The following is a 24,501-nucleotide window of genomic DNA, read 5'->3' as shown; positions in this document are numbered from 1 at the left end:
CTCATTGTATGCGATGCCTGAAATCATCCGGCCGAACCGCGCATCTCTGCAGCCCGGCTAGGCAGCGGTTTCCCGAAGGCTACCGACTGCTTGAAACCAGACGACGTGGCACGATCTTGATCGCGTCATCGCCATCCGGCTGCCCTTCTCCGAGACCGACGAAAAGGCTGTCACCGTAGAGCCTGACCGGTCCGGAGAAAGACTGACCCGATATTCTAACGGGTTGTCCGTTCAATATCGACCGTAAATTTTGCCCCTCCAGAGCCAGTTCCGGGAACATGGTCAGGGCCTTGTCCGGGGCCACCAGCAGGCCATCCAGGGACTCGCCCTGCTCCCGCATCTGCTCAAGATCCGCGACCTGGTGAACATCGTCCAGCGTGAATCCCGACGCCAGTGTGCGGCGCAATGCGGACACATGGGCACCGCAGCCAAGAGCTTCGCCGATGTCTTCCACCAGGTTGCGGACGTAGGTGCCCTTGGTGCAATGCACCGCCAAGTCCAACTCTCCGTCGCGAACCGCCAGAAGCGTCAGTTCATGGATGGTCACCGGGCGCGCGGGCCGCTCCACCTCAATGCCTTCCCGGGCGTATTCATAGAGGGGCCGCCCCTGGTGCTTGAGGGCCGAGTACATGGATGGCACCTGCTCGATATCACCCCGGAAATCCGTCAACACTGATTCGATATCACTTTCGGTCAATCCGGGCGGTACCGGACGCTCCGCCACCACAGCTCCCTCGCTGTCGGCGGTTTCTGTACGGATACCCAGGCGGGCGGTGGTGACATAGGCCTTGTCACTGTCGAGCATCAACTGGGAGAACTTGGTGGCCTCGCCAAAACACAATGGCAGCACACCGGTAGCCAGGGGATCCAGCGCCCCGGTGTGTCCCGCCTTGGCGGCACCATAGAGACGCTTGACCTGCTGGAGGACACCGTTGGACGTCACCCCCGCCGGCTTGTCGATGACCAGGATGCCGTTGACGTCACGGCCCTTTCGTCTGCGAGCCAAGCGTCAGGTCTCCTCGCCGGCATCGTCATCCCGACCCACCGCAGGCTTCTTGCCAACGGCCTGGTTGATCAGGCTGTCGATGTGACGGCTCTGGCCCTGCAGGGTGTCGAAGTGGAAACGAAGCTGCGGAATCACCCGCAGCTTCATGGCGCGACCGAGCTGCCCCCGGAGGAATCCGGAGGCATTGCGCAGCACTTTCAGGGAGTCCTGCACCTCGCCGGACTCCTCCGTCAGCTCCTCGGTACTCAGCAGGGAGACGTAGATATCGGCATAGCCGAGGTCCCGGCTGACACGCACCGCATTGATGGTCACCATACCCACGCGGGGGTCCTTGACCTCCCGCATGATCAGATGGGACAGCTCCTTCTGGATCTGGTCACCAATGCGGTCGAGACGACTGAACTCTCTTGGCATTTATGATCCCGTGGATTCCAGCTTGCGTTCGACACGAACCCGATCAAACACCTCGATCTGGTCGCCTACTTTCACATCGTAGCCCTTAACGCCGATACCACACTCCATGCCGTTGCGTACTTCCGGCACGTCATCCTTGAAGCGGCGCAGGGATTCCAGCTCACCCTCGAAGATCACCACATTGTCACGCAGCACGCGGATCGGCTTATTCCGGTAGACGGTACCTTCCACCACCATACAGCCGGCCACCTGGCCGAACTTCGGTGAGCGGAACACGTCCCGCACCTCGGCGATACCTACGATATCTTCCCGGAATTCGGGCGCCAGCATGCCGGTCAGGGCCGCCTTCACATCGTCGATCAGGTTGTAGATGATGCTGTAGTAGCGAAGATCGACACCTTCCTGCTCCACCAGGCGCTTGGCCGAGGTATCGGCACGGACGTTAAAGCCGAAGACCACCGCGTTGGACGCCACTGCCAGACTGATATCGGTCTCGGCGATACCACCCACGCCGGAGGACACAATCTTCACCTGGACCTCGTCATTCCCCAGGTCCAGCAGCGCCTTGGTGATGGCTTCCAGGGAACCACGAACGTCGGTCTTGAGTACCACGTTGAGGGTCTTGACCTCGTCCTTGCCCATATTCTCGAACAGGTTCTCCAGCTTGGCCGCCTGCTGACGCTGCAGCCGCTGCTCACGCTCACGGGTCTGTCGGAACTCGGCCAGTTCCTTCGCCTTACGCTCATCGGCCACGGCGAAGAACTCGTCACCGGCGTCCGGGGTACCGTTGAGACCCAGGATCTCCACGGGAATAGACGGCCCCGCTTCCTTAACCTGCTTGCCGGCTTCATCGGTCATGGCACGGACCTTACCGTACCAGGCGCCTGCAACGACCATCTCACCCTGACGAAGCGTGCCGTTCTGGACCAGCACAGTAGCGACAGAACCACGACCACGTTCCAGGGAGGATTCCACCACCACGCCCTTGGCCGGCGCATCCCTGACTGCTTCCAGCTCAAGAATCTCCGCCTGCAGCAGTACCGCTTCAAGCAGGTTCTCGATGCCATCGCCGGTATGAGCGGATACCGGCACGAACTGTACGTCGCCGCCCCACTCTTCGGGAATCACGTCCATGCCGGCCAGTTCGTTCTTGATGCGGTCCGGGTCGGCCTCTTCCTTGTCCATCTTGTTGATGGCAATGACCAGGGGCACGCCGGCTGAACGCGCATGGTCCACAGCTTCCTTGGTCTGTGGCATGACACCGTCGTCGGCGGCCACCACCAGGATGACGATATCGGTACACTGAGCACCACGGGCACGCATGGCGGTAAACGCCGCGTGGCCCGGGGTATCCAGGAAGGACACCATGCCGTGATCGGTTTCCACGTGGTAGGCGCCGATATGCTGGGTAATACCACCGGACTCGCCTGACGCAACCTTGGTGCGACGGATATAGTCCAGCAGTGAGGTCTTGCCATGGTCAACGTGACCCATAACACTGACCACCGGCGCGCGACGGGATTTTTCGCCTCCGCTCTCGGCGGCGATCTCGCTGATCACCTCTTCTTCAAAGGCATCCTCACTGACCGTCTTGGGCTTGTGTCCCAGTTCCTCGGTGACCAGCACAGCGGTTTCCTGGTCCAGGGCCTGGTTAATAGTGGCCATCACACCCATACCCATCAGGGTCTTGATCACATCGGCTGCCTTGACGGCCATGCGCTGGGCGAGATCACCAACGGTAATCGTTTCGGGGATTTCGACTTCTCTGACCATTGGTTTGGTTGGCTTCTCGAAGCCATGCCTTTTCTCTTTGGGTTTCTTTTTCGCCCGCAACGGCTTGCGCAGGGTGGTGTCCTCTTCTTCTTCGGACATCACGATGGGCTCTTCCACCGGGCGACTACGAGGTCCGCGATGACCGGCGGACTTCTTCTTCGGCTTGCCTTCTTCCACCTCGTCGGAGCGCTCACGGGCCTTCTCTTTCTTCTTCTTGGCCTTGCGTTCCTTGTCCTTCGCGGTTTCAGGGTCCGGCGGCGGCATCGGCATATCGTCTTCCGCTGCCGTGTTGGCTGGTTTCACCGCCTTGTTGGTTTCCTCTTTCGCACTTTCCTCGCCAACGGCAATGGGGCCGGTTTCCGGGGTCGGCTCCGGCTTGGCCGGCTCTGACTCCTGAGAGGGCTGCTCCGGTGCCGCCTCAGCGGTCGGCTGCGGCTGCGGCTGTGGCGCTGATTCCGCCTTCTCTTCCACCGGGGCTTCCGGCTGCTCCGCCTCTGCCTCTGGCTGCAGTTCCGTGCGCTTCACGTAGGTACGACGCTTGCGCACTTCGACGTTGACGGTCTTGCCGCGGTTGCCACCACCAGTCTTCAGGGTCGTGGTTGTCTTCCGCTTGAGGGTTATCTTGCTCGGTTCGGCGGCGGCCTCACCGTGGTTCTTGCGCAGATACGTCAGCAACTGCTGTTTCTCATCGCTGGTCACGGAATCATTCTCGGAACGGGCCTCAAGGCCGGCTTCCACGATCTGACGCAGCAAACGATCCACGGGAGCGCCTACATCATCGGCCAGTTGTTTAACGGTTACTTCTGCCATACTGGTCCTCCTCCCGGTTAAGCCTGGTCTTCAAACCAGGGTGCACGCGCCGTCATGATCAACTGACCAGCACGCTCTTCATCCATACCTTCGATGTCGAGCAGGTCATCAACAGACTGCTCGGCGAGGTCCTCCATGGTACGAACCCCCATACCCGCAAGCTTGAACGCGAGGGTACGGTCCATACCGTCCATGCCCAGGAGGTCTTCTTCCGGTTCGTTGCCCTCCAGGGCTTCTTCACTGGCCAGGGCCTTGTTCAGCAGGACATCCTTCGCCCGGCGGCGCAATTCGGTGACGGTTTCCTCATCAAAGCCTTCGATGGCAAGCATCTCCTCCATGGGGACATAGGCCACTTCCTCCAGGGAAGTGAACCCCTCTTCAATCAGGACGCCGGCAAACTCCTCGTCCACGTCCAGGTTTTCCATAAAGTGGTTCAGCAGGCGATTGTACTCCTGCTCCTGGCGCTCGCCCGCCTCCTCTTCGGTCATCACGTTCAACGTCCAGCCGGTGAGGTCACTGGCAAGGCGGACGTTCTGGCCGTTACGGCCAATGGCCTGGGCCAGGTTGTCCTCGGCCACGGCCACTTCCATGGTGTGACTGTCTTCGTCCATGACGATGGACGCCACTTCCGCCGGCGCCATGGCGTTGATCACCAGCTGTGCCGGGTTGTCGTCCCACAGCACAATATCGACACGCTCACCAGCCAGTTCGTTGGACACGGCCTGAACACGGGAACCACGCATACCGACACAGGCCCCGACCGGGTCGATTCGACGGTCGTTGGTCTTGACCGCAATCTTGGCGCGGGAGCCGGGATCGCGGGCGGCACCGCGGATCTCAATCAGGTCCTCGGCGATTTCCGGTACCTCGATACGGAACAGCTCGATCAGCATCTGCGGGTCGGTGCGGCTGAGCATAAGCTGCGGGCCGCGGTGATCGGTGCGGATGTCCTGAAGCAGCGAGCGAACCCGATCGCCCATGCGGAAGGTTTCCCGGGGAATCAGCTGATCCCGGGGCAGCAGGGCTTCGGCGTTATTCCCCAGGTCGATGATGACATTGTCCCGTGTCACCTTCTTGACCGTACCGGAGATCAACTCGCCCACGCGGTCGCGGTAGCTGTCAACGATACGCATGCGCTCGGCTTCGCGCACCTTCTGGAAGATAATCTGTTTGGCGGCCTGGGCACCGATCCGACCAAAGCTCTCGGACTCGGTCTTCTCTTCGTAGATATCGCCGGGCTTGAGGCCAGGGTCGATCTCTTCCGCCTCCTGCAAGGTAAGTTCGGTACCCAGTGCGGGGACGGCGTCGTTGTCCACCACCAGCCAGCGGCGGAAGGTCTCGTACTCACCGGTGCGACGGTCGATGGCAACCCGGATATCCGCTTCTTCTTCCTCAAAGCGCTTCTTGGCTGCGGTTGCCAGTGCCAGCTCGATGGCCTCGAAAATGACGTCTTTCTCAACGCCCTTCTCGTTGGAAACGGCCTCAACCACCATCAGGATTTCTTTACTCATTGAAATGCCCTGCCCTTAAAATTCTCAGACTTGCAGTCACCCGGCCTTACTCGAAAACCGGCACAATGTTGGCTTTATCAATACTTTCGAACGGCAGCAGGTACTCGTGGTCATCCACCACAACCACCACGTCACCACCTTCGGTGCCCTTCAGGACGCCCTGGAACCTGCGCCGGCCCTCAAAGGCCATCCGCAGCCGGATATTGACCTGGTGTCCCGCCCAGTCATTGAACTGGTCCAGATAGAACAGGGGCCGGTCCATCCCCGGTGACGACACTTCCAGGGTGTACTCGTTTGCGATTGGATCCTCGACATCCAGCACACCGCTGACCTGCCGACTGACCTTCTCGCAATCCTCGACGCTGATGCCATCCTGCGGATCATCAATAAACAGTCGCAGTAACGAGTGGCGACCCTGGGAGCGGAATTCAATCCCCCAGAGTTCGTAACCAAGCCCCTCGACCACCGGCCGGAGGATTTCATCCAGTTTGTTCAGCTTCGCAGACAAGTCCGTTGAGACTCCTGTTGTAGGCCACCTGCCCCAGGCGGCACGGATTTTCAGACCACAAAAACAAAAAAAGGGCTGTCTGGCAGCCCTTTCATGCACCAGGGCCCGACGCGCCAGGCCCCTTAATCAAAAAGCCCCGCCTGCTCAGACAGTCCGTGCGCCTTGCACCGGAACTACCTGCCTGTGGGGCTTTTTGTTGCAAGTAATCGCGGAAACCACAGCGGCGTTCCGCCGACAGACACCTGGCCTGTCACCACGACCTGACGGGAACAAAACCCTACGCGCCAGACCGCTTCAATAATCGCCGGAGTATAAGGATCCGCGCGACCATGGTCAAGGACTGACCAAAAAAAACGGCTTGGGGCACACGACTCCAAGCCGTTTCTTGTATGGTGCCGAAGGCCGGACTCGAACCGGCACGGCTTACGCCACTACCCCCTCAAGATAGCGTGTCTACCAGTTCCACCACTTCGGCAATAACTCACTCGAGCTCGGGGATGGCATCGCCATCACCGCTCTCTTCTTCGCTGAGGCTCGGGGCAGCGCCCTCACCGTCACTTTCTTCACCGGCAGCGGACTCAGCGGGCGCAGACTCCTGCACCTGCTCGACGACGGGAACACCGGCCTGACCGGCGACTTCCGCACGCTGCTTGGCGAAGATCGCCAGCGAAAAACTCGTCACAAAGAATACCAGCGCCAGAATACTGGTCATCCGGGTCAGGAAGCTGCCGCTGCCCTGACTACCGAAAACCGTCTGGGAAGCACCGCCACCGAAGGCTGCGCCCGCATCAGCACCCTTGCCCTGCTGGATCAGAATCAGACCCACCAGTGCCACGGCAATCACCACGTGCACGACGACAACCAGTGTTTCCATCCAGTCCATAAATGCTCTCTGTCACCTTGCACAGCCAACAACTGACTGCGGTATTCATATGATCCTGCCTGGTCTTATGCCTTTGCTGCCTGGCAAATCGCGATAAAATCGTTTGCTTTCAATGACGCACCGCCAATCAGGCCGCCGTCGATATCCGGCTGGGCAAACAGCGCGCCCGCATTATCCGGTTTTACACTGCCGCCGTAAAGCAGTGACATCTCATCTGCGGCAAAACCCAGCACCGAGAGCCTTGCCCTCAAAGTCCGATGCATGGCCTGGGCATCGTCGGCGGTCGCGGTCTTTCCGGTGCCGATGGCCCATACCGGCTCGTAGGCAACCACAATGCGTTCGGCGTACTCTGCCGCAACACCTGCCAGGGCGACCTCAGCCTGCCGACAGACCACCGCTTCGGCGTCACCGGCTTCACGCTCTTCCAGGGTTTCGCCCACACAGAGCATCACCTTCAGACCGCCCTCCAGGGCTCGAGCCACCTTTTCAGCAATGACCTCATCGGTCTCACCGAAAAGCTGCCGACGCTCGGAGTGCCCTACCAGGGCGTAATCACAACCGACATCCACCGCCATACTGGCAGACACTTCGCCGGTGTAGGCACCGCCCTGCCAGCGGGCAATGTTCTGGATACCGAGGGACAGACCGGAGCCCGAAAGCTCACCTTTCACCCCGCCCAGGTACAGCGAGGGAGGCATAATAACAACCTCGACGGCATTATCAAGCGCTACCGCAGATTCCCTGATGGCCGGCACCAGCTCCTGAACCAGCTCACTTGAGCCGTTCATCTTCCAGTTAGCTGCAACGATCTGTCTGCGCATGGCATTCCATTATCGAAGTTGCGGTACCGGGGGTCATCCAGAAACGAGCGCGAACTATACAGCAGGGAAAACGGCCGCACAAGTGCCTGGTGACGGGGATTAATCCGGCTTCGAGCCCTGCACCACCTCCGCCAGTTCCTCGGCGACGAGGGCAATGGCATCGGCATCCTCCCCTTCCGCCATCACACGGATCAGCGGCTCGGTTCCGGACGCCCGCAACAGGATGCGGCCCGCCGCTCCCAAGTGGTCCTCCGCCTTGCGCACAGCCCTGGCGATATCGGCACGCCCCATCGGATCGAAACGCTCGGCCACCCGCACATTGATCATGGTCTGGGGCAGCTTGGTCATGCCCTGGCGCAGCTCGCCGATGGACTGATCCGCCCGCCAGCAGGCCAGCAAGACCTGGAGCGCGGAAACGATACCGTCACCGGTGGTAGTGCAGTCGCGAATCACCAGGTGTCCGGAGCCTTCACCGCCAAGCAGCCAGCCCCGTTGCAGAAGACGCTCCATGACATAGCGATCCCCGACCTTGGCCCGCTCAAAGGGAATCCCCCGATCCTGCAGGGCCAGCTCAACACCCAGGTTGGTCATCAGGGTGCCCACAACCCCCCCATGAAGGGTACCGGATTTCTTGCGCTGGGAAGCGATCATGTAAATCAGCTCGTCGCCATCAATCTCTGTGCCGTCGCGGTCCACCATCAGTACACGGTCACCATCGCCGTCGAAGGCAATCCCCAGATCCGCATGCCGGTGTAGAACAGCCTCCTTCAGGGCCTCCAGGTGCGTGGAGCCGACACCGAGGTTGATATTCAGGCCGTCCGGATCGCCGCCAATCACGGACACCCGCGCGCCCAACTCCCGGAACACCTTGGGCGCCACATGGTAGGTGGCACCATGGGCGCAATCCAGCACGATATGCATGCCATCGAGTACAAACTCGTTGGGTACCGTGCTCTTGCAGAATTCCACATAACGGCCCGGCGCATCATCCACCCGGGTGGCCTTGCCCAGATCGGCGGACTCGCAGACGGACACCGGCTGCTCCAGCCAACGCTCGATCTCGGCCTCCAGGCTGTCATCCAGTTTGGTGCCGTCACCGGAGAAGAACTTGATGCCGTTGTCGTAGTGGGGATTGTGGGAAGCGCTGATCATGATACCGGCGCAGGCCCGGAAGGTCCGGGTCAGGTAGGCAATCGCTGGCGTGGGCATAGGGCCCAGCAGCTTGACATCGACGCCGGCGGCGGACAGGCCCGCCTCCAGCGCGGATTCGAACATATAACCTGACAGGCGGGTATCCTTGCCGATAATCACACTATTGGGCTGGCCATCCCGCTTGAAGGCCTGCCCGGCCGCCCACCCAAGTCGCAGCATGAAATCCGGGGTGATCGGCGCTTCACCCACACGCCCGCGAATCCCATCGGTGCCAAAGTACCTGCGCCCCACCGGCGACTTGCTATCCGTCATTGAAATGCTGCTCCTTTGAGATCTCTTGTTGTCTGCGGGCTTTCGGTTCAGATCCCCGGTACCGCTCGGTTCATCGCCTCGACCACCCTGACCGCATCCACCGTTTCCCGCACGTCATGTACCCGTATCACCGATACACCCTTCTGGGCGGATATTGTGGCGGCCGCCAGGCTCGCCGGCAAGCGCTCACTGACCTCCCTGCCGGTGATCTCGCCAAGCATGGTCTTTCGCGACATGCCGACCAGTAAAGGGTAACCCAGCACCCGGAGCTGCTCCAGTGCCGCCAGCAGTTGCAGGTTGTGCTCCAGAGTCTTGCCGAACCCGAACCCCGGGTCCAGCAGGATATCCCCCGCCCCAATTCCGGCGGCTTCGCAGGCACGCACCCGATCCATAAGATAAGCGGCAACGTCACGGACCACGTGGCGATAGGCCGGATCGTCCTGCATGGTTCCGGGCGCCCCCTTCATATGCATCAGGCAGACGGGGAGCCCGGCTTCCATGACCGCCCCGACAGCCCCTTCCCGCTCCAGCGCCCGGACGTCGTTAATCAGCCCCGCCCCCAGGCGGGCGGCCTCACGCATGACAGACGGGGTACTGGTATCCACCGATATAATGGCATCGACTTCCCGGGCGATGGCCTCCACCACCGGGCCCACCCGATCCAGCTCCTCCTGCTCCGACACCGGATCGGCGCCGGGGCGGGTGGACTCCCCGCCAACATCCACGAAGGCGGCACCGTCTGCCACCATCTGCCTGGCCCGCTGCACGGCCAGGTCCAAGGTGTTGTACCGCCCACCATCGGAGAAGGAGTCCGGGGTGACATTCACAATACCCATGACATGGGCACGCCCCATGTCCAGCTCACGTCCCGCAAACGTCATTCGCATTGCAAACCTGCCTGACAAAGAATGTTCGGAAAGGGAAGATAGGGACAATCATGCACCAGAGGCAAACAAAAACGCCGCCCTTGCGGGCGGCGCTTCAGGCTACAGCCTCAAACTGCGGCAATCAGTGCTCACCGGCCGGCTGGCCAGCGGCATCACTGTCACGACCATCATGATCGGACAGGGTACCGGTTTCCGGCTGATCGATGGTGACGCCACCACCGGAGCTGCCGTCACCACCCCAGCCCTTGGGCGGACGAGGCGCACGGCCTTCCATGATGTCGTCAATCTGGAAGCGGTCGATGGTTTCATACTTCATCAACGCTTCCGCCATCAGATCCAGCTTGTCACGGTTCTCGACCAGGATCTGCCGGGCCTTCTCGTAACAGGTGTCGATAATATTGCGAACTTCCTCATCGATACGCTGGGCGGTCTCCGGCGAATATACCGTATGACTCTGACCCGCGCTGCGGCCCAGGAAGGGCTCCTCGCTTTCGGTGTCATACTGCAGCGGACCCAGCTTCTCCGACAGCCCCCACTTCGTGACCATGTTGCGAGCCAATTGCGTGGCACGCTCGATGTCGTTGGAGGCGCCGGTAGTCACACCCTCGAAGCCCAGGGTCAGCTCCTCGGCAATACGACCGCCAAACAGGCTGCAGATGGAACTGATCAGGAAGCGTTTGGAGTGACTGTACTTGTCCTCTTCCGGCAGGAACATGGTCACGCCCAGGGCCCGGCCACGGGGAATGATACTCACCTTGTAGACCGGGTCATGCTCAGGCATCAGCCGGCCAACAATAGCGTGGCCCGACTCATGGTACGCCGTATTGAGCTTTTCCTTCTCGTTCATGACCATGGACTTGCGCTCGGCGCCCATCATGATCTTGTCCTTGGCCAGCTCCAGCTCTTCCATGGTGACCAGGCGCTGGTTGCGACGGGCGGCGAACAGGGCGGCCTCGTTCACCAGGTTGGCCAGGTCGGCACCGGAGAAGCCGGGGGTGCCACGGGCAATGACGCCCGGATCGATGCCATCGGCCAGGGGCACCTTCTTAAGGTGCACCTTGAGAATCTGCTCACGGCCGATGATATCGGGCAGGCTGACCACCACCTGGCGGTCGAAGCGACCCGGGCGCAGCAGCGCCGGATCCAGCACGTCCGGACGGTTGGTGGCGGCGATGACGATAACGCCTTCGTTACCCTCGAAGCCATCCATTTCCACCAGCAACTGGTTCAGGGTCTGCTCACGCTCATCGTGGCCGCCGCCCATGCCGGCACCACGATGACGACCAACGGCGTCGATTTCGTCGATGAAGATGATGCAGGGGCTCTGCTTCTTGGCCTGTTCGAACATGTCCCGTACCCGGGAGGCACCAACACCCACGAACATTTCCACGAAATCGGAGCCGGAAATGGTGAAAAACGGCACCTTGGCTTCACCGGCGATCGCCTTGGCGAGCAGGGTTTTACCGGTACCCGGCGGGCCCACCATCAGCACGCCCTTGGGGATACGGCCACCAAGACGCTGGAACTTGCTGGGATCCCGCAGGAAATCCACCAGCTCCTTGACGTCTTCCTTGGCCTCATCGCAACCGGCAACGTCACCAAAGGTGGTCTTGACCTGGTCCTCGCTCATCAGGCGGGCCTTGGACTTGCCAAAGGACATGGGGCCCTTGCCGCCACCGCCACCCTGCATCTGTCGCATGAAGAACACGAACAGGGCGATGATAATGAGGATCGGGAAGGCCGCCACCAGCAACTGCGTCCACAGGCTCTGGCGCTCCGGCTCCTTACCGATGATTTCCACGTTGTTCTGAAACAGGTCATCCATCAGACGGTTGTCGGGAATCGGCGGACGCACCGTCTCGAACCGGGAGCCATCGCTCTGCTGCCCCTGAATGTTCAGCCCATCAATGGTGACCTGGCGCACCTGGCCATTCTCCACCATCTGGACGAATTCGGTATAGTTGACCTGCTGACCTGTGGTGGTCGGAGAGAAATTCTGGAACACCATCAGCAGTACGGCTGCAATAATCAGCCACAAAACCAGATTTTTAGCCATATCGTTCAAGGATCATCACCTGTGAATTGCAGGGTAACCGGAGTGCGCACCCTCGGCGGCCTGTTACCCGTAACCTTACACTAATTGTACGCCCGACCACCAGAAACCGCTCATCCGCGAAAACCCTTGCACACCTGGTAGATTTCCCTCGAACGGGCACGTGAAGAATCCGGCTTGCGACTGACGACGGACGAGAACGACCGCTTCATGTCCGCCAGCAATGCATCAAACCCTTCCCCCTGGAACACCTTGGTGACCAGGGCGCCTCCCGGACGCAGCACCTGCTGCGACATATCCAGCGCCAGTTCCACCAGGGCCATGGCCCGGGGAATATCCGTGGCGGGGTTACCACTCATATTGGGGGCCATATCGGAAATCACAATGTCTACCGGGCGCCCCTCCAGTACCGCCATGAGTTCATCAAACACCGACTGTTCGGTGAAATCCCCCTGCACGAACGCCACACCCGCTACCGGATCCATGGGCAGGATGTCACTGGCAACAACAACGCCCTTGCCCCCCACCTTTTCTACCGCCACCTGGGTCCACCCGCCAGGAGCGGCACCCAGATCGACCACGGTCTGGCCAGGCCTGAACAGCCGATCCTTGCGATCCAGCTCGATCAGCTTGTAGCTGGCCCGGGAGCGGTAACCGTCCTGCTGTGACTTCCTGACCCATACATCGTCAAAATGTTCCTTCAGCCAGCGATCACTGGATTTCGAGCGTGCCAACGTGCCTCCCGGATAAAACTGTACGTGCAATCGCCCATCCAACCGACAGGCTTCTCTGTTATCATGCCGCGATTATACGGCCTGGCGATCGTAATTTCTCCCGACCTTCGCCGCATACGCCCTACTATCTTTTAATAGCACCGATCAAGAGATTTCATCATGAGCCTTTCCGCCGCCCAGCGTCGCGAATACCGGGCCATTGCCCACAACCTGAAACCGATCATCATTATAGGCGACAAGGGGCTGTCCGATGGCCTGGTGCAGGAACTTGAGAGGGCCCTGGACGACCATGAACTGATCAAGGTGAAAGTAGCCAGCAATGATCGTGATGCCCGCGGCGAAGTCATTGATGCACTCTGCCAGCAGTCCGGCGCCGAACTGGTCCAGACCATCGGCAAGATTGCGATCATCCTGCGCCGGGCGAAGCAGCCGAACCCGAAGCTGAGCAATCTGTCGAAGTAACAACGCCCCGTTTCCGAGCACACCCTCACTCCGCCCTCTCCCGCCAGATGGAGAGGGCAAGACGATCTCCCATTGAAACGCGACACGTACCAAATACCACCCAATCCCCAAAAACCCGCTATCCATCACGTTTCAATGGCGCTAGGATACGGCTAAAAACCAAACTGCTTGTTCGAAGGACCGATACGATGAACACCGCACTCAGGCTCCTTGCCATATCCGCCGCCTCGTCCCTGATCCTGCTTGCTGCGGGTTGCAGCAGTTCGGACGACGCCAGTTCAGAGGCTGCGGGCCATATCACCCGGGCCGAAACCTACGCCGACCAGGGCCAGTACCGGTCGGCCATGCTTGAAGTACGCAACGCCGTTCAGAAAGAACCAGGCAACGTGGAGCACGTAATCCTGCTTGCCGGCATCTACAACGATATCGGAGCAGGCGAGCAGGCCACTGAACTGCTGTCGCCATGGCTGGAGGACCAGCGCCAGCAGGTGGCACTTCCCCTTGCACGGGGTTACATCCTCCAGAACAAGCACCTTTCCGCCCGTGAGGCACTGGAGGGGTTCACCCCGCAATCCGATACCGAAGAACGCCAATTCCAGCTCCTGCTTGCGGAAAGCAAGCGCTTGGCGGGCAACACCGGCGAAGCCATCAGCGACCTGCGCTCCCTGCAACAGTCCGCTCCCGACAACCCGGAGGTGACCGCCGCCCTGGGCAAGGCGCTGCTGGCTGCTGGTGAGAATAATGCGGCGCTCAATGAACTGACCCAGTGGACCTCAGAGCATGGCGAAAACGCCGACATCCTCTACCTGACCGGCCTGGCCCACTATCGCCAGGGCAAGGTAGACGAGACGACAGAAACCCTCACCAGGGCCACCTCCAGCGTTCCCACCTCCGATATTTTCCTGCCGGTACGGCAGCAGATCCTGACCCTGCTGTCCCGGAGCCTGACCGAACAGGGACGCATCACCGAAGCCCAGGTCTACAACAAGATCCTGGCCGAGAACACCAACTCGGAAACCCGGGAACGGGCGGAATCCGCCATCGAAGCCATCAACAGCGGTGATCTCGATACCGCCCGCACCACCCTGGAAGAACTGCTCCAGCAGAACCCGGACAATGAACGGGTGGCCATGATGCTGGGTGCGCTCAGCCTGCACGAAGGCCGTGCCGACGACGCCCAGTCGCTACTGGTGGAGAACATCGACGCAGAGACCACACCGACACCACTGCTGCGTGCGGCCACCATCGCCCAGATCGACACCGGTAAACGCGAGGATGCCATCAGGACCCTGTCCCGGGCCATAGAGGCACGCCCCAACGATGCGGAGCTGCTGGCCCTCCACGGCCTGCTGGCCCTTGCCCTTCCTGACCGGGCGGATGAGGGCGTGGCAAGCCTGAGCAAGGCACTGGAGCTGGATCGGTCGCGCTCACGCCTGAGACTGGCCCTGGCCCGCCATTACATGAAGCAAGGCCAGGCTGAGCAGGCCCTTGCCCAGATGCGGGTGGCGTTCACCGAAACCCCCACGGACTGGTCGGTTACACAGTACTACCTCGCCCTGCTACTGCGCACCGACCGGGAAAAGGAAGCCCGGGAAGTCACTGAGTCGCTGCTGAATGGCTTTGCCGATGAGCCCCGGGCAGTAACGCTTGCCGCGATGACCGAACACCACCTGGGAGACACCGACTCTGGGCAGGCTCGCCTGGAGGAACAGGTCAGCGAACGACCGGACGACCTGCTGGCCCTGGTGGCGCTGGGCACGGTGTACCAGGACAAGGACATGAACGAAAAAGCGGTTGATACCTTCCTGGACGCCGCCCGGGTACAACCGGCGAATACACGCCTGTTGCAGGCAGCCGGGCAGATCTACGCCCGGGACCACGACCCTGACGCGGTAGCAGACTGGCTGACCCGGATCGGAGAAGACAACGACACCATGTCTCCCAGTGCCTACACCCTGGCTGCCCAGATCCGTATTCAACAGGGCCGCCTCGACGAGGCACGACAGACCCTGGACCGGATCCCGGAGGCGGAACAGACCGACCAGTCGCAGACGATCAGGGGACAATTGCTGGTCGCCGAAGCTGAACGGGCCGCCGGGCAGGAAGACTGGCCCACCGCCCGGGCCAAGGCAGCGCAAGCCGCCTCCTTGCGTCCGGATAACCTGGCGTTCGCCCTGATCCCGGTGCGTGTATCCGCCGCCGAAGGCAATTTCCAGGAAGCCCGAACCAGCCTGGATGAACTGGAAGGCACCTTCGGCGAACAGAGTGCCATCGATATGGCCCGGGCAAGGCTGATCACAGCGACGGATGGCGAGAAAGCCGCCTTTGATTACCTGCAACAACGCTGGCAGGACACGGCCAACGCGGAACTGCTCCCCCCCGTGGTGGGACTGGCCAAACAGCATGCGCCGGATAGTCTGGAAGAACTGACGGAGGCCTGGGTGGAGGCCAGCCCGGACAGCACCGCCGCGCAACTGACCCGGGCCGAACATCTGATGACCAGCGGCGACGATCAGGCAGCTATCGCCAGCTATGAGATCGCCCTGGGACTGCGCCCCGACAACCCCATTGCCATGAACAACCTGGCCTGGCTGTTGCGGGAACGCGATCAGGAGCGGGCACTGGTCCTTGCGCGAAACGCCCGGGACCTGGCCCCGGAGAACCCCGCCATACTGGATACCTACGGCTGGCTGCTGCACCTTTCCGGCAATCACCAACAAGCCAAAGCCGTTATGGAAGAGGCCCTGGCTCTGGCACCGGAAAACCAGGAAATCAAGGACCACCTGGAGAGCATCAACCAGGAACTGTGACCCATCGTGGCTTGATCAAAAAGCAAACGTCAGATCCTTTGACACATATTTCCCGCCTCTGAACGGCAACCACCGCTCCCGACCGGTGGTTGCCCGGCTCTCGGCAGACTGAGCTGTCGGAACAATTTACACCCGCCAATCACAGAAACCATATCTCTTTGTTTTTATTGATAGTTCAGAACTGGCCCGATTTTCGCTTGGCATATGAAGTAATGACAGGGCAATCGCCCCGTCAGCCGTTACATTTGGCGAGTGAAAGCGGTACACATAGTCGCACCACCCGTTCCAACCCGGGATGGATGATGCGTAAAGGAATTCATCGGATTGAGATACGGAGAGAACTACATGAATCATGCAATCAAGATTCTGGCAGGCTCGGTTTTACTGACCCTGTCCTCCCTGAGCTTTGCGGTGCCCACTACGGGCGGTGCCAGCTTTTCCACCTACGGCACCGGTGCGGGGTTTGACGACGACGAAGTCTGGTTCGGCACGGGATTTGACGCAACAGCACCGGAGAAAAACGCTCTGGTGACAGATGTTTCAGACGATTTTGCCAACTACTTTACCGCCGGTGACAAAGTTGAATTCACCGACTTCCTCTATGACCCGCTCAGCTCACCGCAACTGGTGTGGAGTGGTACCGGCTCCAGCTCCGGTGAAACGCTGTCCTTCTTCCTGGAAACCATCACGGGCGTTGATTACCAGGGCAACAGCCTGAAGCTTGATGGGGTCGGGTACATCACGGACGGCACCGATTCCTCGGAGCTGACCTGGGTTTACACCGGTAATACCTCTAGCGGAACCTTCAGCTGGTCTGCCTCGTCATCCGTACCCGAGCCCGGCACCATTGCCCTGCTCGGCCTGGGCCTGCTTGGCCTGGGCGCCGCACGCCGTCGCCAGGCGTAACAGCGATCATGCCCGGACCTTCCGGGCAGCAAGCAAAGCCGGGAGCTTAACCGCTTTCGGCTTTTTTCATGTCAACAAACTTTACACAAACTGACCCCGCCGTTCTCGCCCTCCTCACAACTCATTGATAATAATTAACTTAAAAAAGTGGCCCGATCCCTGCTTATCCAGATACTGCTGGACCCAACCCAACTGAAAAAAAGGAAGTGCAGTAATGATCAACAAACTTGGACTGACTCTTGCCACGGCACTGCTCTGGGCATCAACGGCCTCCGCCGGAGTGATCGTTGATACCGTTGAACAGAGCGTCAAGCTGAGCACCTGGCAATCTTACAGCTATAGCCACAACATCAACGACGATGGCTTCGTTCTCGGCACCGCAGTCAGCGGCACCCTGGAGATCGGCATCAAGGACGATCGGGAAGGCTGGGACGAACTCCTGCCTGAGTGGATTGTCTTCACCATTGAAGACTTCGACTTTGACACCGGAACCTTCACCTTCGGTGACGACTTCAGCAATGACCTGGAAGTGGAAGCTCTCGCAGCCCTCAACGCCGACGGCCTCCTTAACGTCAAGGTAACTTCACTGGCTGGTGACTTCTACGTGAAAGACTCCGTCCTGACCGTGATCACCGAAGACGTCCCCGAGCCCGGCACCCTGGCTCTTCTGGGCCTTGGCCTGGTCGGTCTGGGAGCAGCACGCCGCCGCGCAGCCTGATTATCCATCGGCTACAGGCGAAATGACCGGGCCCCTGGGTCCGGTCTTCCTTTCTGGAGCGCCCTGATTCTGCTTGTGGAATAACCCGCGCACCCCTTCCTGTTTTTCGATACACTCATCATCGAACATGTCTTAATCCCAACGAGAAGTCTGGCGCCGATGTTAAGGAAAACATTCCAGCAATTCCCGCTCGCCCGCCCATACCTGATAGCAACCGCCGTCTGCATTCTGCTGTTCTGGCCCACGTGGTTCCGGCTCATCCAGGAATGGCTGAAGTGGGAACAAGTGCTAACTCATGGCCTGCCGACCTTTATTATTTTCCTGGGACTGCTTATCGTTCATCCGCCCCGCCCCCGGACACCCGAGGCCCGGGGTATTCCGGTGGTGGGGGGCTGTCTGTTGTTACTGGCGGTGACCGGCTGGGCGCTGCTGGAACTGGTACGGATCGACACCCTGGCCTACCTGATGCTCCCTGCCGGCCTGTTACTGGTGTGCTGGACCCTGTATGGGTTAAGGGCCGCGGTCTCATTCCTGCCCCATGTCCTGTTGCTTTCCCTGTCGCTACCCATCTGGGCGGACATGGTGCCATTCCTCGTCGAGTTGGCGTCCGTTGTGGTGGGCGACCTGGTTGGCCTCCTGGGTATCACGGCCCTGATCGAAGGTGCGAACATCACCCTGCCCTACGGTCGACTGGTCATCGCGGACGGTTGCTCCGGCATTCGCTACCTGGCGATCTCCATCCTGCTTGGAATGATGACCGCCATCCTCAATGACTTTCGCTGGAAGGGCTGGTTGGCCGCAATCGCAGCCAGCGTGCTGCTGGCCCTGATAGTAAACTGGGTTCGCATTACCGCCCTCGTCCTGATTGCCTATTACTCGAATATGGAAAGTGACCTGGTCCGGGAGCATGAAACCTTTGGCTGGCTGGTATTTGCCGCGTTCGTCATTCCCGTCATGCTGCTGGCCCCGGTGCACCGGCGGATACCGGAACCCGTGGATGCCGCCATGCCCACGTCCGGAAAACCCTTTATCTTCATTGTCGCCGGCCTGCTGATCGGCCCTCTCGGCATCAGCATCGCACACTCCGCAGCAACCCAGTCGCCTCCCTGGGCCCCCTCCCATGGCGATCTGACGACAAAGGACCCAGGCCAACTGCCACTGGCGGTTCACTTGCCAACCCACATGGACCATGAAGTGTGGCGTACCACGGATGGCCATTGGATTTCACTGGCCCAAAGTGTCCGTTCAGCATCGGATGAAAAACTGGTGCCCTATCTGCCCAGGCCGCTCGATACCGGTAACTGGTTTCTGGCAGATGAGCACCAGCAGCCGCCGATCCGGATCTATCAGAACCTGTCGTCCCGACAGCAGGTCGCCGTTTACCAGCACTACCTTGTGGGCCGCTATCGCGCGAACAGCTACTGGGTCGCAAAACTCCTGCAGATACCGGCCACGCTACAGGGCCAGGGACGCTTTGCCTTCCTGACTCTACAGGCGCCCTGCGAGCCCCGTGATTGCACAGACGCCATTAGCCGACTGACACAGCAGATTGACAGTGGAATCGTCACCATAGACGCTCAGAAGGCCAACTGATGCTCGCTGCCTCCAGAAAGCTCATCCTGAAAATCCTGCTGCTTTTCACTCTGACACTCATCCTGGTCCTGGGGGGCGCCTATGCCTGGTCGGATTTCTTCCGGTACTGGGTTCATGACCTGACCGGGCATAACAGAATCGACGCCGTTGCTATGGGCAGCAGCTCCATCCTGTCGCTCCCCAGGGACTATTTCACGGAATGCCAGACCCTGGCCCGCCGGGGTTTCGGCAGCGGCACGCTGGGCCACCTGTCCAGATACCTGGACTACAGCCCCCTGCCGGATTCGTTGTCGCTGGTGGTGGTCTATGCCGGCGAGAATGACCTGGTGTATGGGAACTCTGTCCCCCAGATCATGGACAGGTTTGACACCCTGGCGGATCGCCTGTCACAACGCTTTCCCCAAGCGGAGATCTACATCCTCAAGGCCAAACTGGCGCCGGCCCGGTCCGACTATCACGAGGGAATGACCGCCCTGAACCAGGCCCTCGACACACTGGACTCGATACCCCGGGTAACGGTGGTTGGGTCGACGCTGTCACGGCAGGTAAGCCCACGGTATTATCTCCCGGACGGCGTTCACCTGAACCGGAAAGGCTACGACCTGTTCCTTGAAGGGGTGCCCAGGTCATGCTGAATAATGGTCGCATTTACTACCTGGATTCCATGAGGGCCATCCTCATGATCCTGGGCATCCTGCTGCATACCGCCAATATCTACAGCCCCAGCCATTTCTGGCTGGTGTCCGGCAACGAGACGAGCATTCTCTTTGCCATAATCTCCGACTTCATCAACCTGTTTCGGATGCCGGCATTCTTCATGGTATCTGGCTTCTTTTTCGTCTACATCTACCGGAAGCGCCAGCGCATCGATATCGTCGACCGCGTGTTCCGACTGGTCATTCCCCTTGTGTTCACTGCCCTGACCCTGAACGTGATCCAGGAATTCCTGGTCAAGGCCCACTATGACCAGCCCCTGGACTTCGCCCGGTTTTTCACCGCGGGCGGTTGGGTGTCCCATCTCTGGTTCCTGGTCAACCTGACGGTCTACAACCTGGTGGTCTGGGGCCTTTTCCTGCTGAAGCCCGCACATCCGCTGTTACAACGGACCAGCGACTGGCTTGCCGGTCGATACGTGTACCCGCTCGCCATCCTGGCGTTTCCCCTGATGATCTCGGGAATCTACGGGATGAACAGGATGATGGACATCTATTCCAGTTTCTATGGCGTAACCAGCCCCTTTCTCCTGCTCTATTATTTTCAGTTCTTCGCCCTTGGGCTGCTCTTCGGGTACAGCGCCCGACTGCTGGACCGCTTCTCACAGCCCGGCAAAGTGGAACTCCTGACCTTCGCCCTTGCCTATATCGGCTCTTATGTGGTCCAGGACCGGACAGCGACGGATAGCTTTCTGCATGATGTATCCGGCGCCTACAATCACTCTCTCGTGATCCTGTTCCTGTCGTCGATGTGCTTCTTCCTGTTCCGGCGGTTCCTGGATTTCAGGAACCGGGCACTCGGCCTGATCTCGGATTCAGCCTATTCGATCTACCTGCTCCACCATATCCTGGTTGTGAGCCTCGGCATCCTGTTCGTCGACGCCTCGGTCAACATGTACCTGGCCTACCCGGTTATCGTGGTACTGACATTCACACTGACCATGCTGGCTCACCAGGGCATAGCCCGCTCACAGTGGCTGTCGTTCCTGCTGAATGGCGTCCGGCCGACCAAATTCCGGAAATCATCCCGGAACAGCCATCGCACTGAAGCCGGCGCCCGGCAGTAAACCAGATAGCCAGGGGTATTCGGGGGCTGAAAAATACCGCGACCGGCCTCCAAGTGTTACTTTATGTTACCCGGAAAAGGTCGTATGCTATCGCGTACAGGAGTTGGCAGTAGGCATGATCATGGACCCCATCGCCATTTATCTCAGGGAAGACGCTGGCATCATCCGACAGGATGAGCCGGTCACGGTTGGCGTTCCCCTCAATCAGGGTGCCCTCCCCCCCGGGCAGGTTCCCCAGGTTCGCCTTGTTGATCCGGCGACGGGGCACGCCATACCCTGCCAACCCACCCCCCTTGCACACTGGCATGACGGCAGCGTGCGCTGGCTGTCCGTCCAGTTCCTGGCAAGCCTTCCCGCCAATGACAGCCTGGAGCTCAGGCTTGAGGCAACGCCAGCGTCATCATCGATCCCTGAACCATCACCTGAAGTGTCTCAGTTGCCGGACGGCACCCTGACCGTATCCACGGACACCATGAGCCTGCATTTCATGCCGGACCGGGCTGAATGGACACGGACCAACCACCACAACGACGGGATGGCCGATAGCACATCGGTCGTCCGACATCTGTTGCGATACGAAGATGCCCAAGGCCAGCCTTGTACCCTGGCGATGGACGAACCGTGGCAGGTCGTCAGCCGGGGCAATGTCAGCGTTACCCTTGAGTGCCATGGTCAGTGGCTGACGCCGGATCAGGCCCCCCTGGGGAGACTGCGATGTCAGCTTGAGGTATACCGTGGCAGTGGCCACGTCAAAGTGGACGTGTGCCTGCACAACCCCAACCGGGCCCGTCACTCAGGCGGACTCTGGGATCTGGGTGATCCCGGCTCGCTGCATTTCAGGTCACTGGAACTGGGGATCACATTGCCACAAGCAGGAACCGGCTGGCTCCGGACTGAAACGGATTGCCAGCCGATCACCGCCGATGGGGGGCAACAACTCCACCTATACCAGGATTCCAGTGGTGGTGACGCCTGGCAGAGCCCCAATCATATGAATGCCGACGGGCAACCGATCCCCCGTTTTCGGGGATACCGGCTCACCTCCGAGGGACAGGAACTCACCTCCGGCAACCGGGCACAGCCGAGCGCAGGTATCCGCATAGGCAATCATGGGCTGCAGGCAACACTCTGTGCTTTCTGGCAAAACTTCCCGTCGTCCATCAGCGCAGGCAACAACAGCCTGACTGTGGGGCTTTTCCCCGGTGATACCGCCGAGCCCTACGAACTGCAAGGCGGTGAACGCAAGACACAAACCCTATGGCTAACCGGTTCAGCGGATCCGGAAGCGCTCGCCTGGGTATCCCACCCGCTACGCCCAACCCTCTCCCCGGACCAGTACCAGCAAGCGCAGGCCTTTCCCTGGTTCCAGGCGGACGCGGAACCCGGCCCCCTGGAGGCACTGATCCAGGAGGGCCTGGAAGGACAGAGCAACTTCTTCGCCAAGCGGGAAACAATCGACGAATACGGGTGGCGCAATTTCGGCGATATCTTCGCCGACCATGAAACCCTCTACCAGGCATCGGGAGAAGCCCCCCTGATCTCCCACTACAACAACCAGTACGACGCCATCTATGGTTTCGCCCGACAGTACGCCCTGACTGGCGACAGGCGTTGGTTCGAGCTGATGGATGACCTGGCCCGGCATGTGGTGGATATCGACATCTACCACACCACCGAGGACCGGAGCGAATACAACAACGGCCTGTTCTGGCACACCGACCATTACCTGCCGGCCCATACCGCCACCCACCGGACGTTCAGCCGGCACAACAGCACCAGTTCGACACCCGGGCAGACGGGAGGCGGGCCGGCCTCCGAGCATTGCTACACCACCGGGCTGCTATACCACTACTACCTGACCGGTGCGGAATCGTCCCGTCAGGCGGTACTCCAGCTTGCCGACTGGATGAAAGCCATGCATGAGGGACAGGGCGGCCTGCTGGAACAACTGCTGGCCTTGAAAAAACAGGACCTGCCCAAGGCCCGTGCCCTGATCCGGGGGGAGCGCCCATCCCGCCATACCTATCCGTTCACCCGGGGGACCGGCAACTACCTGAACACCCTGCTGGATGCCTGGCAACTGCAACCGGACGAGGACTGGCTGAGGCTGGCCGAGGATGTCATCCGCCAGACGATCCATCCGGCCGATGATATCGGGCAGCGCCAACTGCTGGACGTGGAAACCGGCTGGTCCTACCTGGTGCTGCTGACCAGCATCAACCGTTACCTATGGTTGAAGTCAGCCTACCATCAGGTCGATGAGAACTACCGCTATGCCCGGAACGCCCTCATTCAGTACACCCGCTGGATGCTCAGACACGAGCGCCTTTTCCTGGAGGACCCGGAGCAACTGGAGTTCCCCAACGACACCTGGACAGCCCAGGATCTCCGCAAGGTGATGCTGCTTCGTATGGCCGCCGGCATCGACCCCGAAAAAGCTGACGACTATTTGCACCAGTCCGATCTCTGGCTAAAGGCAATCTGTCGCAGGCTTGCCGCCAGCGACGAGCGCCACTATGCCCGGGTCCAGATTATCCTGCTGCAGAATCATGGCCCTCACCAGTCGGTCTTTCAGGCGCTTGAGGCATACCCCCTATCGGACCTGCCTGAAACACCGAAACTGACATGGAGCACATTGACGGCAAGGGTCATAAAACGGCTGGCACGGGCATTGGCAACCTTTCGCCCGGCCCGGGAGCGCGCCTGGCTCAACGCAAGGCTGGACCGGCCATGACAACCAGACAGGTGATCAAGAGAACCATCAAAATGGTATTCCTGATACTGGCAGCCCCCCCGTACCTGCTGTTTCTCGGACTGGCCGCCATTACCCAGGAGGACTCAACCTTCCAGGGCTTCTCCCAGGCACTCAGCCTGATACCCGGCAAGATCGGCACCTACCTGCGGGCGGCCTTCTATCGCCTGGCCTGCCCGGACACATCCGATGACATTTCCGTGGGTTTCCTGACCCTGCTATCGCACCGGGATACGACGATCAAACGGGGCGTCTACATCGGCCCCCAGTGCAATATTGGCAAGTGCACCATTGGAGAAAATACGCTGGTTGGTAGCGGGGTGCATATCCTGAGTGGCAGTCGGCAGCACGCGTTTGATGATATTGATCGCCCTATCCAGGAGCAGGGGGGGAACTTTGAAAAAATCCACATTGGCGATGATTGTTGGTTAGGCAATGGGGCGGTTGTACTGGCCCCCATTGGCAACCAGGCAATTGTCGCTGCGGGCACGGTGGTCTCCAAACCTGTACGGGAGGGCGAAGTGGTTGCCGGCAACCCCGCCAGACTCATCCGTAACCGACTTGAGACCGCCTCAGCAACAGAGCCAACGTCTGATCCGGTCGAGGCAAGATAAGT

18 protein-coding genes, 1 tRNA gene and 2 pseudogenes are annotated in these 24,501 nt (G+C 60.2%); 9 read left to right on the top strand and 12 right to left on the bottom strand.

What is annotated here, in order from left to right; genetic code table 11:
* Positions 1-79: 79 nt before the first annotated feature.
* The 12 genes from truB to rlmE all read right to left on the bottom strand — a co-directional run bounded on the left by truB (position 80) and on the right by rlmE (position 12,864).
* Positions 80-1,006, bottom strand: a complete 927-nt coding sequence (truB, locus tag ACJO3T_RS11475; protein WP_406963775.1) for a tRNA pseudouridine(55) synthase TruB — start codon at positions 1,004-1,006, stop codon at positions 80-82.
* Between the two features lie 3 nt (positions 1,007-1,009).
* Entirely contained in the window at positions 1,010-1,420 is a 411-nt protein-coding gene (gene rbfA / locus ACJO3T_RS11470) for a 30S ribosome-binding factor RbfA (protein WP_406963774.1), read from the bottom strand.
* Complete coding sequence (infB, locus tag ACJO3T_RS11465) at positions 1,421-4,003, bottom strand: translation initiation factor IF-2 (RefSeq protein ID WP_406978517.1); 2,583 nt, start codon at positions 4,001-4,003, stop codon at positions 1,421-1,423.
* A 17-nt stretch (positions 4,004-4,020) separates the two neighbouring features.
* Positions 4,021-5,514, bottom strand: coding sequence for a transcription termination factor NusA (gene nusA / locus ACJO3T_RS11460; RefSeq protein ID WP_406963772.1), 1,494 nt, complete (start codon positions 5,512-5,514; stop codon positions 4,021-4,023).
* Positions 5,515-5,560: 46 nt separating this feature from the next.
* Positions 5,561-6,022, bottom strand: coding sequence for a ribosome maturation factor RimP (rimP, locus tag ACJO3T_RS11455; RefSeq protein WP_406963771.1), 462 nt, complete (start codon positions 6,020-6,022; stop codon positions 5,561-5,563).
* A 390-nt stretch (positions 6,023-6,412) separates the two neighbouring features.
* Positions 6,413-6,497: transfer RNA gene (locus ACJO3T_RS11450), tRNA-Leu, on the bottom strand.
* Between the two features lie 6 nt (positions 6,498-6,503).
* Complete coding sequence (gene secG, locus ACJO3T_RS11445; RefSeq protein WP_406963770.1) at positions 6,504-6,905, bottom strand: preprotein translocase subunit SecG; 402 nt, start codon at positions 6,903-6,905, stop codon at positions 6,504-6,506.
* A 65-nt stretch (positions 6,906-6,970) separates the two neighbouring features.
* Entirely contained in the window at positions 6,971-7,726 is a 756-nt protein-coding gene (gene tpiA, locus ACJO3T_RS11440; RefSeq protein WP_406978516.1) for a triose-phosphate isomerase, read from the bottom strand.
* A gap of 99 nt (positions 7,727-7,825) precedes the next feature.
* Positions 7,826-9,169: a phosphoglucosamine mutase gene (gene glmM / locus ACJO3T_RS11435; RefSeq protein WP_406978643.1), complete on the bottom strand. Its 1,344-nt coding sequence runs from the start codon at positions 9,167-9,169 to the stop codon at positions 7,826-7,828.
* 68 nt (positions 9,170-9,237) lie between these two features.
* Complete coding sequence (gene folP / locus ACJO3T_RS11430) at positions 9,238-10,077, bottom strand: dihydropteroate synthase (protein WP_406963768.1); 840 nt, start codon at positions 10,075-10,077, stop codon at positions 9,238-9,240.
* A gap of 121 nt (positions 10,078-10,198) precedes the next feature.
* Entirely contained in the window at positions 10,199-12,142 is a 1,944-nt protein-coding gene (gene ftsH / locus ACJO3T_RS11425) for an ATP-dependent zinc metalloprotease FtsH (protein ID WP_406963767.1), read from the bottom strand.
* 101 nt (positions 12,143-12,243) lie between these two features.
* Complete coding sequence (gene rlmE, locus ACJO3T_RS11420; protein ID WP_406963766.1) at positions 12,244-12,864, bottom strand: 23S rRNA (uridine(2552)-2'-O)-methyltransferase RlmE; 621 nt, start codon at positions 12,862-12,864, stop codon at positions 12,244-12,246.
* A 159-nt stretch (positions 12,865-13,023) separates the two neighbouring features.
* Here rlmE and yhbY point away from each other — a divergent pair, with 159 nt between their 5' ends.
* The 9 genes and pseudogenes from yhbY (at position 13,024) to ACJO3T_RS11375 (ending at position 24,499) form a co-directional block, all read left to right on the top strand.
* Positions 13,024-13,326, top strand: a complete 303-nt coding sequence (yhbY, locus tag ACJO3T_RS11415; RefSeq protein ID WP_406963765.1) for a ribosome assembly RNA-binding protein YhbY — start codon at positions 13,024-13,026, stop codon at positions 13,324-13,326.
* A gap of 188 nt (positions 13,327-13,514) precedes the next feature.
* Positions 13,515-16,136 (top strand): tetratricopeptide repeat protein, encoded by a 2,622-nt coding sequence (locus tag ACJO3T_RS11410; RefSeq protein ID WP_406963764.1) that lies wholly within the window; start codon positions 13,515-13,517, stop codon positions 16,134-16,136.
* A gap of 825 nt (positions 16,137-16,961) precedes the next feature.
* A pseudogene (locus ACJO3T_RS11405) lies at positions 16,962-17,042 on the top strand (PEP-CTERM sorting domain-containing protein); the annotation flags it as partial.
* A 637-nt stretch (positions 17,043-17,679) separates the two neighbouring features.
* Positions 17,680-17,760, top strand: a pseudogene (locus ACJO3T_RS11400) (PEP-CTERM sorting domain-containing protein); the annotation flags it as partial.
* A gap of 285 nt (positions 17,761-18,045) precedes the next feature.
* Positions 18,046-19,353, top strand: a complete 1,308-nt coding sequence (locus ACJO3T_RS11395) for an exosortase/archaeosortase family protein (RefSeq protein WP_504925359.1) — start codon at positions 18,046-18,048, stop codon at positions 19,351-19,353.
* Complete coding sequence (locus ACJO3T_RS11390) at positions 19,353-19,988, top strand: GDSL-type esterase/lipase family protein (RefSeq protein WP_406963762.1); 636 nt, start codon at positions 19,353-19,355, stop codon at positions 19,986-19,988. The genes ACJO3T_RS11395 and ACJO3T_RS11390 overlap by 1 nt, the downstream gene beginning before the upstream one ends.
* Complete coding sequence (locus ACJO3T_RS11385; RefSeq protein WP_406978515.1) at positions 19,982-21,133, top strand: acyltransferase family protein; 1,152 nt, start codon at positions 19,982-19,984, stop codon at positions 21,131-21,133. Before ACJO3T_RS11390 ends, ACJO3T_RS11385 begins: the two co-directional genes overlap by 7 nt.
* A gap of 115 nt (positions 21,134-21,248) precedes the next feature.
* Positions 21,249-23,867: an RIFT barrel domain-containing protein gene (locus ACJO3T_RS11380; RefSeq protein WP_406978514.1), complete on the top strand. Its 2,619-nt coding sequence runs from the start codon at positions 21,249-21,251 to the stop codon at positions 23,865-23,867.
* Positions 23,864-24,499 carry an acyltransferase gene (locus ACJO3T_RS11375; protein ID WP_406978513.1) on the top strand — a complete coding sequence of 212 codons (636 nt, stop codon included), beginning with the start codon at positions 23,864-23,866 and terminating at the stop codon, positions 24,497-24,499. The genes ACJO3T_RS11380 and ACJO3T_RS11375 overlap by 4 nt, the downstream gene beginning before the upstream one ends.
* Positions 24,500-24,501 lie beyond the last annotated feature (2 nt).

The sequence above is a fragment of the Marinobacter shunpengi genome (assembly GCF_045449715.1).
Lineage (GTDB): Bacteria > Pseudomonadota > Gammaproteobacteria > Pseudomonadales > Oleiphilaceae > Marinobacter.
The sequence above is the reverse complement of the archived record's forward strand: the minus strand, read 5'-3'. Positions and strand labels throughout refer to the sequence as shown.